1 protein-coding gene (only partly in view) is annotated in these 17585 nt (G+C 69.4%); it reads right to left on the bottom strand.

Annotation, left to right across the window (positions count from 1 at the left end; genetic code table 11):
• A protein-coding gene (locus tag FOH10_RS00850; protein WP_143979245.1) for a non-ribosomal peptide synthase/polyketide synthase crosses the window boundary here: on the bottom strand, positions 1 to 17585 show its start. Its footprint begins 26815 nt before the window's first position; 17585 of the gene's 44400 nt are visible here — the first part of the coding sequence; the start codon lies at positions 17583 to 17585; its stop codon lies off the left edge, out of view.

The following is a 17585-nucleotide window of genomic DNA, read 5'->3' as shown; positions in this document are numbered from 1 at the left end:
GCGTAGGTCAGGGCCAGCGCCATGCCGTCGGTTCCGTGCTCGGACAGGGTGAACTGGAGATCGAAGCGGGCGACGTTCTCCTCGAGATCCAGCGCGGAGACGGTCAGGCCGGGCAGCTCCAGGCTGGTGCGGTCCAGGTTCTGGAAGGCCAGCACCACCTGGAACAGCGGGTTGCGCGCCTGCGACCGCTCGGGCGCGAGCAGTTCCACCAGCCGTTCGAACGGCACGTCGGCATTGCCGAAGGCGTCCAGGTCGGTGCGGCGCACCCGCTCCAGCAGATCGGTGAAGTGCTCGGCCGGATCGATGGCGGTACGCAGCACCAGGGTGTTGACGAACATGCCGACCAGGTCGTCGAGCGCCTGCTCACCACGACCCGCGACCGGGGTGCCGATGGCGATGTCGTCGGTACCGGACAGGCGCGACAGCAGCACGCTCAAGGCGCTGTGCATCACCATGAACAGCGACGAACCCCGCTGGCGGGCAACGTCTTCCAGCGCAGCGACGAGTTCCGGCGACAGCGTCCGATGCAGCGTCGCGCCGCGATGGGAGGCCACGGCCGGGCGCGGGCGATCCGCGGGCAGGGTCAGCTCGTCCGGAATGCCGTCCAGGGTGCGCTGCCAGTAGCCGACCTGGCGGGCGAGCAGCGAGCCGGCGTCCTCCTCGGAGCCGAGCACCTCGCGCTGCCAGATGGCGAAGTCCGCGTACTGCACCGGCAGCGGGGACCAGCCGGGCACCGCGCCCTGGGTGCGCGCGGTGTAGGCGGTCATCACATCGCGGGTCAGCGGCCCCATGGAGAAGCCGTCACCGGCGATATGGTGCACCACCACCACGAGCACGTGCTCGTCGGCGTCCTCGACCCGGTACAGCCGGGCACGCAGCGGAACCTGTTCGGCCACATTGAATCCGGCGGTGGCGAACTCGGTGACGCGGGTGGTCAGCTCGTCGGCGGCGACCTCGACCGGATTCAGGTCCAGACGGACCTCGTCGGCGGGGACCACCACCTGCATGGGGGTGCCGCCGTGCTCGGGGTAGCGGGTGCGCAGCGACTCGTGGCGGCGCACCACATCCGCGACGGCGAGTTCCAGTGCGGCGGTGTCGAGTTCACCCGTCAGGCGGATGGCCAGCGGCAGGTTGTAGGCCGCCGAACCGGTGTCGTACTGGTTGAGGAACCACATGCGCTGCTGCGCGAACGACAGCGGCACCAGTTCGGTCGCACCGCGCTGGCGGGCGACCAGCTTGGCGCGCGAGACGCCGTCGGCATGCGATTCGATGCGGGCCGCCAGGGCCTCCACGGTGGACGCCTCGAACAGGGTGCGCACCGCGACGGAGGTGTCGAGAGCGGACCCGATGCGCGAGACCACGCGGGTGGCGATGAGCGAGTTGCCGCCCAGATCGAAGAAGTCGTCGTCCAGGCCGACGCGCGGCAGATCGAGGACATCGGCGAAGACGGCGGCGACGGTCTCCTGCACCGGGGTCTCCGGCGCGCGGAAGGCCCGGGCCTGCACCGCCGGGGCGGGCAGCGCGCGGCGATCCAGTTTGCCGTTGACGGTCAACGGAATTCGATCGAGCACCACCAGCGCCGACGGCACCATGTAGGACGGCAGCCGCTCGCCCGCACCCGCACGCACGGTGTCGAGGTCGGGCGCGGCGCCCTCCTCGCCCACCACGTAGGCGACGATGCGCTGATCGCCGGGCTGATCCTCGCGGACGATGACCGCGGCCTGCGCGATACCGGGCTGCGCGAGTACGGCGGCCTCGATCTCACCGAGTTCGATGCGGAAGCCGCGCACCTTGACCTGATCGTCGGCGCGCCCGAGGTATTCGAGTTCGCCGAAGCGGTTCCAACGGGCGACGTCACCGGAGCGGTACAGCCGCTCACCGGGCACACCGAACGGGCTGGCCACGAACCGGGCAGCGGACAGGTCCGGGCGGCCCAGATAGCCGCGCGCCAATTGCGGCCCGGCCACGTACATTTCGCCCGCGACACCGACCGGAACCGGATGCAGACGGTCGTCGAGCACGTACACCCGCAGGCCCGCGATGGCGCGACCCACGATGCTGCCGGTGGCGGCCGCGATGGTGGCGGCGTCGAGCGCGCGGTGCGAGACGTGCACCGTGGTCTCGGTGATGCCGTACATGTTCACCAGCACCGGCGCGCTGTCACCGTGGCGGGCGATCCAGTCACCGAGGCGGCGCAGCTCGAGGGCCTCACCGCCGAACACCACATACCGCAGCGCCAGCGGCGCGACGGCGGTACCGGATTCCCGGCTGGCCACCGACGCGATGCGATCGGCCTCGGCCAGCTGGTAGAAGGCCGACGGCGTCTGGTTGAGCACCGTGACCCGTTCGCGGCGCAGCATTTCCAGGAACTGCTCGGGCGAGCGCGAAGTGTAGTAGTCGACCACGACCAGTTTGCCGCCGTAGAGCAGCGGCCCCCACAGCTCCCACACCGAGAAGTCGAAGGCGTAGGAGTGGAACAGCGTCCACACATCCGCTGCGCCGAAACCGAATTCGCGATCGGTGTTGGCGAACAACCGCACCACGTTGGCGTGCGACACGGCCACGCCCTTGGGGCGGCCGGTGGAGCCGGAGGTGTAGATGACGTACGCGACGTGCTCGGGCCGCAGCGGGCTGAGCCGTTCGGCGTCGGTCACCGGCGCGTCGTCGGCATCCTCGATATCGCCCGCCTCGACGGTGTACCCGTCGAGCACCACGGTCGGCAGCGTGGCGGGCAGTTCCACCTGCACGGTGGAATCGACCACGACGCTGGTCGGAGCCGAATCCTGGAGCAGGAACGCGATGCGATCGGCCGGTGCGGTCGGGTCGACCGGTACATAGCCCGCACCGGTCTTGATCACCGCGAGCAGCGCGACCACCAGGTCCAGCGAGCGCGGCAGGATCACCGCGACCAGGGATTCCGGTCCGGCCCCCTCCGCGATGAGGCGGCGGGCCAGCACATTGGCGCGCCGGTCCAGTTCCGAGTAGGTCAGCTCGTCGTCGCCGAAGCGCACCGCCACCCGCCTGGGATGGGCGGCCACCGCGGCGTCGAACAGACCCGACAGCGTGGCGGTCGGATCGGCGAACAGTCCACTGCCACCGTCGGTTCCCGCGGAGACCCAGTGCTCGGCCACATCGTGGCGTTCGGTCTCGCCGAGCAGGTCGATATCGCCGATGACGGCGGCCGGGTCCTCGGCCACCGCGCGCAGGATGCGCACCAGCCGGTCGGCGAAGGCGGCCACGGTTTCGGGGTCGAACAGTTCGGTGGCGTAGTTCCAGGACAGGCCGAGCGAACCGTCGGCGCGCTCGCCCACGGTCAGCTGCACATCGAATTTCGCCGTGCCCGGGTCGAATTCGACGACATCGACGTCCAGACCCGGCAGCGAGACCGAACCCGCGTCCTTGGCGGAGGCGGCCTCGAAGGTCAGCGCCACCTGGAAGAGCGGGTGGTGCGACTGCGAACGCTGCGGGCTGAGCACATCGACGAGACGTTCGAACGGCACGTCGGCGTGCGCGAAGGCGGCCAGGTCGGTGCGGCGCACCTCGGCGAGCAGATCGGCGAAGGCCGCGTCGGAGCGCACCGGGGTGCGCAGCACCAGGGTGTTGACGAACATGCCGACCAGATCGTCCAGGGCGCGGTCACCGCGTCCGGCGATCGGCGTGCCGATGGCGATATCGGTGGCGCGCGACAGGCGCGACGCCCACGCGGCCAAGGCGGCGTGCACGACCATGAACAGGGTCACGTCATGGTCGCGGGCCACGGCTGCCAGCGCCCGGTGCACCTCGGCGTCGATCGAGAAGTCGTGCGTCCCACCGGCATTGCCGGCCACCTCGGGGCGCGGCCGGTCGGCGGGCAGTTCGATCTGGTCCGGCAGGTCGCGTAGCTGTTCGGTCCAGTAGCCGAGCTGACGCGCCGCGGCCGAATCCGGGTCCTCCTCGGATCCGAGCACGGTGCGCTGCCACAGCGCATAGTCGGCGTACTGCACCGGCAGCGGAGCCCAGTTCGGGGCCTCGCCGCGGCTGCGGTCCAGGTAGGCGGCGACCACGTCGCGCAGCAGCGGGCGCAGCGAGAAGCCGTCACCGCTGATGTGGTGCAGCACCAGCACAAGCACGTGTTCGCGCGGGCCGAGGGTGAGCAGGGTCGCCCGGAACGGCAGTTCGCGCGTGACATCGAAGTGCACACCGGCCGCCGCGGTGACGCGGGCGATCAGATCGTCCGCCTCGATCTCCTCGGCGTCGAGATCGAAGGAGACCTCTCCCGGGGAGAGGACGCGCTGATAGCCGTTGCCCTCCACCTCGGGGTAGACGGTGCGCAGCGCCTCGTGGCGGACCAGCACGTCGCCGATGGCGGCGGCCAGGGCGGTGGCGTCGACCTCACCGGTGAGTCGCAGCGCCACCGGGATGTTGTTGACGGCGGTGCGGTTGTCGAAGCGGTTGAGGAACCACATGCGCTGCTGCGCGGGCGACAGCGGCACCAGCCGCGCCGACTCACCGGTGTCCAGGGTCACCGGGGCGGGCCGCTCCTGCGGTGTCAGCGGCAGTCGCGCGCCGGTGCCGACGCGCGATTCCAGGTGCGCGGCCAGCGCCGCCACGGTGGACGCCTCGAACAGGGTCCGCACCGGGATGTCGGCGTCCAGAGCGGCCGACAGCCGGGCCGCCACCTGGGTGGCGATGAGCGAGTTGCCGCCCAGTTCGAAGAAGTCGTCGTCCAGGCCGACGCGTTCCACGCCGAGCACCTCGGCGATGGTGCCCGCCACGGTCTGCTGCACCGGGGTGGCCGGGGCGCGGTAGACCTTGGCGGCGAAGGTGGGGGCGGGCAGCGCCTTGCGGTCCAGCTTGCCGGAGGCATTGAGCGGGAAGGCGTCCAGCACCATGAAGGCGGCGGGCACCATGTAGGCCGGAAGCTGTTGGGACAGCTCGGCTTTCACGGCCTCCAGTTCGATGTCACCGTTCGCGACCAGGTAGGCCACCAACTGGTCGCCGGTGCGCTCGTCGTGGCGCACCACGACCACCGCCTGCGCGATGGCGTCCAGCGCGGTGAGCGCGGATTCGATCTCGCCCAGTTCGATGCGCAGACCGCGCAACTTCACCTGGAAGTCGGTACGGCCCAGGTACTCCAGCTCACCGTCGGCGGTCCAGGTGACCAGGTCACCGGTGCGGTACATACGAGCGCCGTCACCGAACGGATTGGCCACGAACCGATCCGAGGTCAGATCCGGCCGCGCCACATACGCGGTGGCCAGCTGATCACCCGCCAGATACAACTCACCCGCGACACCCACCGGAACCGGCCGCAACCGCGAATCCAGCACATACACCTGGGTGTTGAACACCGGCGCGCCGATCGGCACGGTGTGCACGTCGGCATCGGTGACCTCGTGATAGGTCACGTCGACCGCGGCCTCGGTGGGGCCGTACAGATTGTGCAGGCGCGCACCGGTCAGGGCGCGCAACTGCTGCGCGGTCGGGCCGGGCAGCGCCTCACCGGAGGCGAACACCTGGCTCAGGCTGGTGGCGCGGGCCGCGGCGGGTTCCGCCACGAACACCGCGAGCATGGACGGCACGAAGTGGGTGACCGTGACGCCTTCGCGGGCAATGAGTTCCGCGAGATAGACCGGATCCCGGTGTCCGTCCGGCTTGGCGACCACCAGGCGCGCGCCGACCTGCAGCGGCCAGAAGAACTCCCACACCGACACGTCGAAGGTGGACGGGGTCTTCTGCAACACCACGTCGTACGCGGCCAGCCCGTACTGGGCGTGCATCCACACCAGGCGGTTGACGATGGCGGCGTGCGAGACGGCGACGCCCTTGGGGCGGCCGGTCGAACCGGACGTGAAGATGACGTAGGCGGTATTGCCGGGCCGCAGCGGAGCGCGGCGATCGGCATCCGTCACCGGGGTGTCGGCGAAGTCGGACAAATCCAGTTCGTCGATGCTGTATCTAATTGCCCTCCGCTTCGCTCCGGGCGGGTTCGCGGCGCTGGAGGTCCCGGTTCTTCCCTCCTCCGCTCCTCCGCTTCGCTCCCCCGCTCCGTCAGTCCAGAACCGGGACGCGCCGCGAACCGACGGAGAGTCGCCGTCGGAGGTGGTGTGCGGGTCGGTGTCGGAGGTGGTGAGCACGCACACCGGATCGGCGGTGTCGAGGATGTACTCGGTGCGCTCGGCGGGGTGGTCCGGGTCCAGCGGGACGTACGCGCCACCGGCCAGGGTGACGGCGTACATGCCGACCACCAGGTCCAGGGAGCGGCGCATGCCCAGGGCCACGTGGGATTGCGGTCCGACGCCCTCGGCGATGAGGAAGCGGGCGAGTTTGCGTGCCCGTGCGGCGAACTCGGCGTACGACAGGGTTGTCCCCTCGTACGAGACCGCGGTTGTGTCGGGGGTGCGCTCGACCTGGGCCTCGAACAGAGAGACCAGGGTGGCGGCGGCGCCTGCGGCGACCTCCGGCAGGGCGGCGGCCAGGTCGAAGCCGGTGGCATTCCAGGAGTCGAGCACCCGGGTGCGCTCGGCGGCGCTGAGCAGTTCCAGATCACCCACGCGCACGGTCGGATCGGCGGCCACGGCCGACAGCACCCGCACGAAACGCTCGGCGAAGGTGTCGGCGTACGCGCCGTCGAAAAGATCGGTGGCGTAGACGAGTTCGGCGTCCATGGCCGCCACGTCGGCATCGGCGGCGACCTCGCTCAGCGTGAGCTGGAGGTCGAACTTGGCGGTCTGCTGGTCGATATCCAGCTGTGCCACGGTGAGGCCCGGCAGTTCCAGGGCCGTGCGGCCGAGGTTCTGGAACGACAGCATGACCTGGAACAGCGGATGCCGCGCCTGCGAGCGGGCCGGGTTGAGCACCTCGACCAGGCGCTCGAACGGCACATCGGCGTGCGCGAAGGCTTGCAGGTCGCGCTCGCGGACCCGCGTCAGCAGCTCGGCGAAGCTCTCCCCGGTATCGACCTGCGAGCGCAGCACCAGGGTGTTGACGAACATCCCGACCAGGTCGTCGAGGGCCTGTTCACCACGACCGGCCACCGGAATGCCGACGGCCACATCGTCACTGCCGCTCAGGCGCGACAGCAGGGCGGCGAAGGCGCTGTGCACCACCATGAACAGCGTGGTGCCGTGGGTCTGGGCGACCCGGTTGAGCGCGGTCACCAGCTCACCCGGGAGCTGGAAGCGGTACGTCCCGGCCCGATAGGAGGCGACGGCGGGCCGCGCCGCGGTGGACAGCCGCAGTTCGTCCGGCAGTCCGGCCAGGGTGTCGCGCCAGTAGTCGAGCTGCTCGGTGATGAGTGAGCGCGGGTCGTCCTCGGAGCCGAGGGTTTCGCGCTGCCACAGCGCGTAATCGGCGTACTGGACCGGCAATTCGGCCCAGCCCGGGGCCTCGCCGTCACTGCGCGCGACGTACGCCGTGATGAGATCGCGCACCAGCGGATTCATCGAGAAGCCGTCGGCGGCGATGTGATGGGCGACGAGCACCAGCACGTGGTCATCGGCGGACAGGCGGTAGACGCGCAGTCGCAGCGGGGGTTCAGCGGTGACGTCGAAGCCCTGGGTCACGAATGCACCGATGGCGCCGAACAGTTCGGTCTCGGCGACCTCCACCACGTCCACCACCGGGATGGCGCGGGCGGCGGGCAGCACCTGCTGGTAGGCGATGCCGTCGGCCGACGGATACACCGTCCGCAGCGATTCGTGCCGTGCCACCACATCGGCGACCGCGCTGCGCAGCGCGTCCAGATCGACCGCGCCCGTCAGCCGGACGGCGGCCGGAATATTGTTGGCGGCCGACTCGGTGTCGAAGCGGTTGAGGAACCACATGCGCTGCTGTGCCAGCGACAGCGGCGGGTGTTCGGGGCGGGTGCGGGCCGTGAGGGCCTGGCGCACACCACTTCCGGCGTGCGACTCCACTCGCGCGGCCAGCGCCGCGACGGTCGGCGCCTCGAAGAGCGCGCGCACACCGATCTCCGTCTTCAAGGCCGAGCTCAGGCGGGCCGTCACCTGCGTGGCGACCAGCGAGTTGCCGCCCATCTCGAAGAAGTCGTCGTCCGCGCCCACCCGTGGGATGCCGAGCAGATCGGCGAAGATCTGGGCGATGATCTCCTCGATGGGCGTCGAAGGCGCACGGAAACGCCTGGCCTCGAAGACGGGTGAGGGCAACGCCTTGCGGTCCAGCTTGCCGGAGGCGTTGATCGGGAACTCGTCCAGCACCACCAGCGCGGCGGGCACCATATAGACCGGAAGTGACTGCGCCAGTGCGGACTTGATCACATCAGCATCGACGGCGGCCTCGGATTCGCGCACCACGTAACCGACCAGCTGACTACCGGCATGGGGATCCGAGCGGACAACCACCACGGACTGCGCCACACCCGGCTGTTCCATCAGCGCCGCCTCGATCTCACCGAGCTCGATGCGCTGGCCACGCAACTTCACCTGGAAGTCGGTGCGGCCCAGATACTCCACCTCGCCTGTCGCCGTCCACCTCACCAGGTCGCCGGAGCGGTACATACGGCTGCCCGGTGCGCCGAAGGGGTCGGCCACGAAACGGTCGGCGGACAGGTCGGGGCGGCCGAGATAGCCGCGCGCCAGCTGATCCCCCGCCAGATAGAGCTCACCCGCGACACCGGGCGCGACCGGGTGCAGACGTGCGTCGAGCACATAGAGCCGGCTGTTCCAGACCGGGCGGCCGATGGGCAGTGACACGGCGTCGGAGTCGACGACCTCGTGATAGGTCACCTCGACCGTGGTTTCGGTCGGACCGTACAGGTTGTGCATGCGCGCACCGGTGAGTTCACGCAGCTTCTGCGCGGTCACGGCGGGCAGCGCCTCGCCGGAGGCGAACACCTGCCGAAGTCCGATTGCCCTCCGCTGCGCTCCGGGCGGATTCGCTGCACCGGACGTCTCGGCGGCGTCGGATGCCGGTGCCGATTCGACAGCGGCCGATTCGAGCGCGGTCAGGAAGATCGACAGCATGGAGGGCACGAAATGCACCGAGGTGATGCCCTCATCGGCGATGATCTGCGCGAGATACATCGGATCGCGGTGGCCGTCGGGCTTGGCGAGGACCATACGCGCGCCGGTTTGCAAGGGCCAGAAGAACTCCGGGACCGACACATCGAAAGTGACCGGAGTCTTCTGCAACAGCGAGTCCCTCGGACCGATCGGGTACAGGTGCTGCCCCCACAGCAGGCGATTCACGATCGCACCGTGCTCGACCGCTACGCCCTTGGGACGACCGGTCGAACCGGAGGTGAAGATCACGTAGGCAGTCTGTAGGGGCGAAATCGTATGCCCGCGATCGCTATCGGTGACCGGGTCAGCGGAATACGGCTCCAGGTCGAGCGTGTCGATCTCCAGTACCGGCACATTGCGGCCGGTCACGAAGTCGTCGCGGCTGGTGGTCAGCAGTGCCGCCGGGCGGGCGATATCGAGCACGTAGTCGACCCGCTCAGCGGGCTGGTCCGGGTCCAGCGGCACGTACGCGCCACCAGCCTCCAGCACCGCGTAGATGGCGACGACAAGGTCGGTCGATCGGCGAATGGCCAGCGCGACCAAGGATTCGGCGCCAACGCCGAGAGCGATCAGCTTCCGAGCCAGCTTGTGCACCGCGCCGGCGAGCTCGGAGTAGGACAGAGTGGTCCCCTCGAACGTGACCGCGGGCGCGTCCGGGCTGGTCAGGGCCTGCGCCTCGAACAGCGAAACAAGGCTGGGCGCCGCGCCTTCCGGCAGCGCGGGCAGAACCTCGGTGAGGTCGAAACCGGTGTCGTTCCACTCGACCAGCGAGCGCCGCTTCTCCTCGTCGTCGAGCAGGTCGATGTCGCCGACCGGCAGATTCGGATCGGCCGCGACCGCGTCCAGGACGGTGTGCAGCCACCGCGCGAAGGACGCGACCGTGGGCTCGTCGAAAAGATCTACGGCATAGGAGAATTCGGCCGAAAGACCGATGTTCTCGCCGTGCTCGTCCTGTGCTTCCTGGAGGGTCAGCTGTAGGTCGAATTTGGCCAGACCGGGATCGTAGTCGATGCCGTTGACCCGCAAGCCGGGCAGTTCCAGGCTGGTCTGCCGGGTGTTCTGGAAGGTCAGCATGACCTGGAACAGCGGGTGCCGCGCCTGCGAGCGGGCCGGGTTGAGTACCTCGACCAGACGCTCGAACGGCACATCGGCGTGCGCGAAGGCGTGCAGGTCGGTATCCCGGGCAGCCGCGAGCAGGTCGACGAAGCTCGCCTCACCATTCACCTCGGTCCGCAGCACGAGGGTGTTGACGAACATGCCGATCAGGTCGTCGAGTGCGGCCTCACCACGCCCGGCAACCGGGGTGCCGATAGCGATATCGGTGGTGCCGGACAAGCGCGCGAGCAGCACCGCCAGGGCACTGTGCATGACCATGAACAGCGAGGCATTGTGCCTGCGGCCCAGATCCACCAGCCGCTGCTGGGTTTCGGCCGAGATGACGAACGGGTAGGTGCCGCCGCGGTAGCTGGCCACGGCGGGCCGCTGCCGATCGGCGGGCAGCACCAGTTCGTCCGGCAGATCGGCGAGCGCCCGGGTCCAGTACTGAATCTGCTTGGAGATCAGCGATTCCGGATCGTCCTCGGAACCCAGCACCTCGCGCTGCCACAGCGCGTAGTCGGCGTACTGCACCGGCAGTTCCGCCCAGGCCGGTGCCTCCCATGAGGTGCGGGCCGCGTAGGCGACCATGACGTCGCGGGCCAGCGGTCCCATGGACCAGCCGTCGGCGGAGATGTGGTGCACCACCATGCCGAGCACGTACTCGGATTCGCTGATCTCGAAAAGCCGGGCGTGCAGCGGCACTTCGCTGGTGACGTCGAAGGCCATGGACGCCAGCTCGATGAGGTGCTCGACCAGATTGCCCTCGGTGACCGGCACCGGGGTCAGGTCGGGCACGATCTGCGCCGCGTCCAGCACCCGCTGCACCGGACCGTTGCCGGTCTCCGGGAAGACCGTGCGCAGCGATTCGTGGCGGTCGATGACGTCGATGACGGCGACCTGCAGGGCGGCCACGTCGAGTTCACCGGAGAGCCGGATGGCGACCGGGATGTTGTTGACCGCCGACGCGGTGTCGAAGCGGTTGAGGAACCACATGCGCTGCTGGGCCAGCGACAGCGGGATGTCGGCGGGCCGCTCCCGTGCCACCAGGGCCTTGCGCGCACCGTCACCGGCGTGCGATTCCACCCGCGCCGCGAGGGCGGCGACGGTGCTGGCCTCGAACAGCATGCGCACCGGCACCCGGGTGTCGAGCGCGATGCCCAGGCGCGAGGCGACCTGGGTGGCGATGAGCGAGTTGCCGCCGAGTTCGAAGAAGTCGTCATCCACGCCGACACGAGCGATGCCGAGGACCTCGCCGAAGATCTGCGCGACGATCTCCTCGATCGGCGTTGTCGGAGCGCGGAATTCGCGCACCTCGAACACCGGGGCGGGCAGCGCCCGGCGGTCCAGCTTGCCGGAGGCGTTGAGCGGGAAGGCATCCAGCACCACGAACGCGCCCGGCACCATGTACGCGGGCAGGGTGCGGTGCAGCGCCGCCTTGACGCCGTCGAGGTCGATCGGACCCCCGGCCACCACGTAGGCGACCAGTTGATCACCGGCGACGGTGTCGATGACCAGCACCACGGCCTGATTGACCGACGGGTGGTCGAGCAGCGCGGTCTCGATCTCGCCGAGTTCGATGCGCTGGCCGCGGAACTTCACCTGGAAGTCGGTGCGGCCGATGTAGTCGATGACGCCCGGCTCGTTCTGATTCCAGCGCACCAGGTCGCCGGTGCGGTACAGGCGCGAACCCGGCTCCCCGAAGGGGTTGGCCACGAAGCGTTCCGCGCTCAGCTCGGGTCGGCCGAAGTAGCCGCGCGCCACCTGCGCGCCACCCAGGTAGAGTTCACCGGGCACCCCGACCGGCACCGGCCGCAGGCCCTCGTCGAGCACGTACGCCTGGGCGTTCCACACCGGACGCCCGATCGGCACCGAGGTCGGGGTCGGCGCGGTGATGGGTGCGTAGGTGGCGTGGACGGTGAACTCGGTGGGGCCGTACAGGTTGTGCACGGCCGCGGTGGAGAAGCGCCGGAAGGCGGTGACGGTGGCGGGCGGCAGCGCCTCGCCGGCGACCAGCACCGCGCGCAGCGACAGGCATTCGGCCGCCGACGCGCTACCGGCGAACACGCTCAGCATGGACGGCACGAACGAGGTCATGGTGACGCGGTGGCGGCCGATGACCTCGGACAGGTACATGGGGTCGCGATGCCCGTCCGGCGCGGCGATGACCAACTGCGCGCCGACGGCCATGGAGCCGAACAGCTCCCACACCGACACGTCGAAGGTGACCGGCGTCTTCTGCAGGATCACATCGGTGTCGTCCATGCCGTATTCGGCGGTGATCCAGGCGATCTGGTTCAGCACCGAGGCGTGCGAGACGGCCACGCCCTTGGGGCGGCCGGTCGAACCCGAGGTGTAGAGCACGTAGGCGGTATTCGAACTGCGCAGCGGCGCATGCCGTTCCGCGTCGGTGATCGGAGCGTCGTCGAACTCGCCGAGGTCGAGGGTGTCCAGGCGCAGCACCTGGCAGTCCCGGCCGTCCACGTCGTCGTCGGTGGTGGTCAGCAGCACCACCGGCCGCGAGCTGGCCAGCACGTACTCGGTGCGCTCGGCCGGGTGGTCCGGATCGATCGGCACATAGCCGCCGCCCGCCGCGTGCGTGGCGTAGATGGCGACGAGCATGTCGACCGAGCGGCGAATCCCCACCGCCACCAGCGATTCCGGACCGACGCCGACGGCGATGAGCTTGCGTGCCAGGCGGTTCACCCGTGCGGAGAACTCCGCGTAGCTCAGCTCGGCGGCGGGACCGAACAGGCCGCCGCTGCGCTCACCCGGATCGAAGATGAGCGCGGTGGCGTGCGGCCGCTGCCGCACCTGGCGCTCGAACAGATCCACCACGGTGACCGCGTCCGGCACCGCGTGCGCGGTGTCGTTCCAGGCGCGCAACACGGTGGCGCGCTCGTCGGCCTCCAGCACGTCGATATCGCGCACCACGATGTCCGGTGCGGCGACGGCGGTTTCGAGCACGCGCAGGTACCGGCGGCCGAAGGCGGCCACGGTCGCGGCGTCGAACAGATCGGTGGCGTAGGAGAGCACCACCGACAGGCCGGCGGGCTCACCGCGCAGCCCGCGCTGCTCGGTCATGGTCCACTGCAGGTCGAACTTGGCGATATCGACCTCGAGCTCGTCCGCGGAGACGGTCAGGCTCGGCAGCTCCATGGTGCCGTGCGACATCTCCTGGAACGACAGCATGACCTGGAACAGCGGATGCCGCGCCTGCGAACGGGTCGGGTTGAGCACCTCCACCAGGCGCTCGAACGGCACATCGGTATTGGCGAAGGCCGCGAGATCGGTTTCCCGGGTGCGGGACAGGAAGTCGGTGAAGCTCTGCGCGCCGTCGACCTCCGAGCGCAGCACCAGCGTGTTGACGAACATGCCGATGAGGTCGTCGAGCGCCTGCTCACCGCGACCGGCCACCGGGGTGCCGATAGCGATATCGGTGGTACCCGACAGTCGCGCCAGCAACACGGCCAAGGCGCCGTGCATCACCATGAACAGCGAGACACCCTGGGTGCGAGCCAGATTCGTCAGCGCGGCGTGCAGTTCGGGATCGATGTCGAAGGTGACCCGGCTGCCCCGGAAGGACTGCACCACCGGGCGGGCCCGATCGGCGGGCAGATCCAGCTGATCGGGCAGGCCCGCCAGGGCGTCACGCCAGTAGGCGATCTGCTTGGCGGCCATGGACTCCGGATCGGATTCCGAACCCAGCAGCTCGCGCTGCCAGATGCTGAAGTCCTGATACTGCACCGGAAGCGGCGTCCACGCGGGCTGTTCCCCGGCCGTGCGGGCCAGGTAGGCGGCGGTCATATCGCGCGAGAGCGGTCCGAAGGAGAAACCGTCCGCGGCAATGTGGTGCACCACGAAGGCGACGGCCAGATCGGTGCCCTCGGCCGCGGAGGCGACGCGGAACACCCGCACCCGAATGGGCAGCTCGCGCGAGACGTCGAAACCGACGGAGGCGAAATCCGCCAGCGCCCGGGGCAGTTCGGCCTCGTCGATATCGTGGACCTCGATGCCGAGATCCACCTCCGACATGGGCAGCACCAGCTGGTAGCCGCCGTCCCCGGATTCGGGGAACAGGGTGCGCAGCGACTCCTGCCGCGCCACCACGTCGGTCAGCGCCAACTGGAGCGCGTCGATGTCGACCTCGCCCTGCAACCGCACCACGAACGGCAGGTTGTAGGTGGGCACGGTGGGATCGAACTGGTTGAGGAACCACATGCGCTGCTGGGCCAGCGACAGCGGCACCCGCTCCGGGCGCGGCTGGGCGACCAGCGGCGGCCGCGAAACCTCGTCCGGCGCGGTGGTTTCCACCCGCGCGGCGATTCCGGCGACAGTCGGGGTCTCGAACAGCGCGCGCACGCCCAGGCGTGCCCCGAAGGCGGCCGAGATGCGCGACACGACCTGCGTGGCGACGAGCGAGTTGCCGCCCAGATCGAAGAAGTTGTCGTCCACGCCGACACGGCCGTGGCCGAGCACATCGGCGAAGATGCCCGCCACGATCTCCTCGGCCGCGGTGCGCGGCGCTCGGAATCCGGCGGCGTCGGCGCTGAACACCGGCTCCGGCAGCGCCTTGCGGTCCAGCTTGCCGGAGGTGTTGAGCGGGAAGGCGTCCAGCACCATGATCGACGCCGGAACCATGTAGCTGGGCAGCTTCTCGGCCACGAAACGGGTCAGCTCCGCCGGTTCCACGGACTGGCCCGGCCCCGGCACCACGTAGGCGACCAGCTGCTGACCGGTGGCGGTGTCCATGACCAGCACCACGGCCTGCGAGACCGACGGGTGGGCGAGCAGATCGGTCTCGATCTCGCCGAGCTCGATGCGCTGACCGCGGAACTTCACCTGGAAGTCGGTGCGGCCGATGTACTCCAGCACACCGACAGCATCCGATTCGCCGCTCGCGGCGATGTTCCAGCGCACCAGGTCACCGGTGCGGTACATCCGCTCGCCGGCACTCGAGAACGGGTTGGCCACGAACCGGTCCGAGGTCAGGTCCGGACGGCCCTTGTAGCCGCGCGCCAGCTGGCGGCCCGCGAGGTACAGCTCACCCGCGGCACCGATGGCGGCCGGTCGCAGCCGCGAATCCAGCACGTAGACTTCGACATTCCACTCGGGCACACCGATCGGCACCGTGACGGTGTCGGCGGCGGTGTTCTCCCAGTAGGTGACCGAGACGGCGGCCTCGGTGGGGCCGTACAGGTTGTGCAGGCCCGCGTCCGTGATCCGCCGGAAGCTCGCGCCGGTCTCCGGCGGCAGCGCCTCACCGATGACGAAGACGTACTTCAACGAGGCGCACTGCGCCGCGGAGGCGTGCGCCACGAACACCGTCAGCATGGACGGCACGAAGTCGGTGACGGTGACCCGGTGCCGCTCGATCATCTCCGCCACGTACAGCGGATCCCGGTGCCCGTCCGGCGTCGCGACCACGAGTTTCGCGCCGACCAGCAGGGGCATGAAGTAGCCCCACAGCGACACGTCGAAGGTGGTGGCCGTCTTCTGCAGGTACACATCGTCGGCCGTCATCGGATACTCGTGCAGCATCCACAGCTCTTGGTTGACGATGGCGTGGTGGGTCACCGCCACACCCTTCGGGCGGCCGGTGGAGCCCGAGGTGTAGATGACGTAGGCGGTATTCGAGCTGCGCAGCGGCGCACGACGATCCGCGTCGGTGACCGGCTCGGCGGAGTACGCCGAGGTGTCGAGGGTGTCGAGTTCGACCCGGCGGACCGCCGCCGGGAGATCGAGATCGTCACGGGCGGTGGTCAATACGCAGACCGGTGCCGCGGACTCCAGGATGTAGGCGGTGCGATCGGCCGGATGATCCGGGTCGATCGGCACATACGCGCCACCGGCCCGCAGCACGGCATGCATGCCGATGACCAGCTCCAGCGAACGCCGCATCCCCAGGGCCACCAGCGATTCCGGACCCACGCCGTCGGCGATGAGGAAGCGCGCGAGACGGTTGACCCGTGCGCCGAATTCGGCGTAGGTCAGGGTCGCACCCTCGAAATCCAGGGCGATATTGTCCGGCGTCAGCGGGATCTGCGCGTCCAGCAGCGCGGGCAGCGTGGTATCGGGGACCTCATGGCCCGCCTCGTTCCACTCCACCAGCGTCTTGGTGCGTTCGGCGGCGGTGGTGATCGGCAGGCTCCACACGGCCTGCTCGGTATCGGCCGCCAGGAAGCGGTCGAAGAACTCCAGGAAGCGCGAATGATGGCCGCGTGCTTCGTCTTCGGTGTAGAGGTTCGGGTTGGTCTCGAAGTCGATGTGGTTCCGGGTGCCCTTGACCGACTGGTAGAAGTTGACGCCCAGATCCTCGATGGAACCGGTGGACAGCACGCTATACTCGCCCACCACGTCGCCGAGCACGACCTCGTTGTGGAACAGCATGATGTTGACCCACGGGCCGAAGAACTCGCGGGTCACCACACCGTCGCCCGCCGCGTCGCGGCGAATGTCCTCGTGGCGGTAGCGCTGATGGCGCAGTGCGCCCGCGACCGCCACGGTCACCTGGCCGAGCAGGTCGGTGACGGTGGTGTCGTGGCCGACGTGCAGGCGCAGCGGCACGATATTGGAGGTCGCGCCGCCGGAGCGGCGCATGGCCGCGGTGGTGCGGGCGGTCACCGGCAGGCTGAGGATGACGTCCTCGGTGCCGGTCCACTGCGCCAGGTAGGTGGCGAACCCGGCGATGAGCAGGCCCGCGGGCGTGGTGTCGTAGCGGGCCGCGGCGGCGTCGAGCAGGCCGCTCTGGTCGTCGGACAGGGCGGCGCTGGCGACCCCGTTGAGCGGGGCGGGCGGCGCGGAGCGACCGGCGAGGCTGGAGCCCTCCTCCAGACCGGCCACCCGCTCGGCCCAGTACTCCTTGTCGCTGGTGAAGCGCTTGGAGTCGCGGTAGGCGAATTCCTGCTCGACCAGGGTGCGCAGATCGGTGGCCTTGGACGGCGTCGGCTGTTCGCCGCGCACGTAGGCGGTGTAGATCTCGGCGACCCGTGTCATATAGGTCACGGCGCCGAGGCCGTCGAGCGCGATGTGATGGATGCGGGCGTACCAGAAGTAATGATCGTCACCCAGCCGCAGCATGGCCGTGCGGATGAGACGGTCCTCGACGATGTTCAGCGGGTGGCTGTAGTCGGCGCGCATCCACGCCTGGGCGGCAGCCTCCGGGTCGGCCTCGTCGCGCAGGTCGATCTGGTAGATGGTGCGGTCCAGCGTCGGGTCGACCATCTGCATGGGCTCGCCGTCGCGCTCGACGATGCGCAGGAAGCCCGAGCCGACCTCCAGCGATCCGTCCACCATGGCCTGCTCGAGCAGCGGAATATCCAGTTCACCGCGCAGCTCGACGTACTGGGCGATGTTGATCGGCACCTGGGGGTCCAGGTGCTGGGCGTACCAGATACCGAGCTGCGCCGGAGACAGCGGAAAAAGCTCCCCCGAACCGGGCGTCACTTCCCCGCTAGCTTCGCCGTTGCCGCCGAAATCCAGCCGGTCCAA

Source organism: Nocardia otitidiscaviarum, from assembly GCF_007362295.1.
Classification (GTDB): Bacteria; Actinomycetota; Actinomycetes; order Mycobacteriales; family Mycobacteriaceae; genus Nocardia; species Nocardia otitidiscaviarum.
Note: the sequence above shows the minus strand (reverse complement) of the source record. Positions and strands in the feature narration are given on the sequence as shown.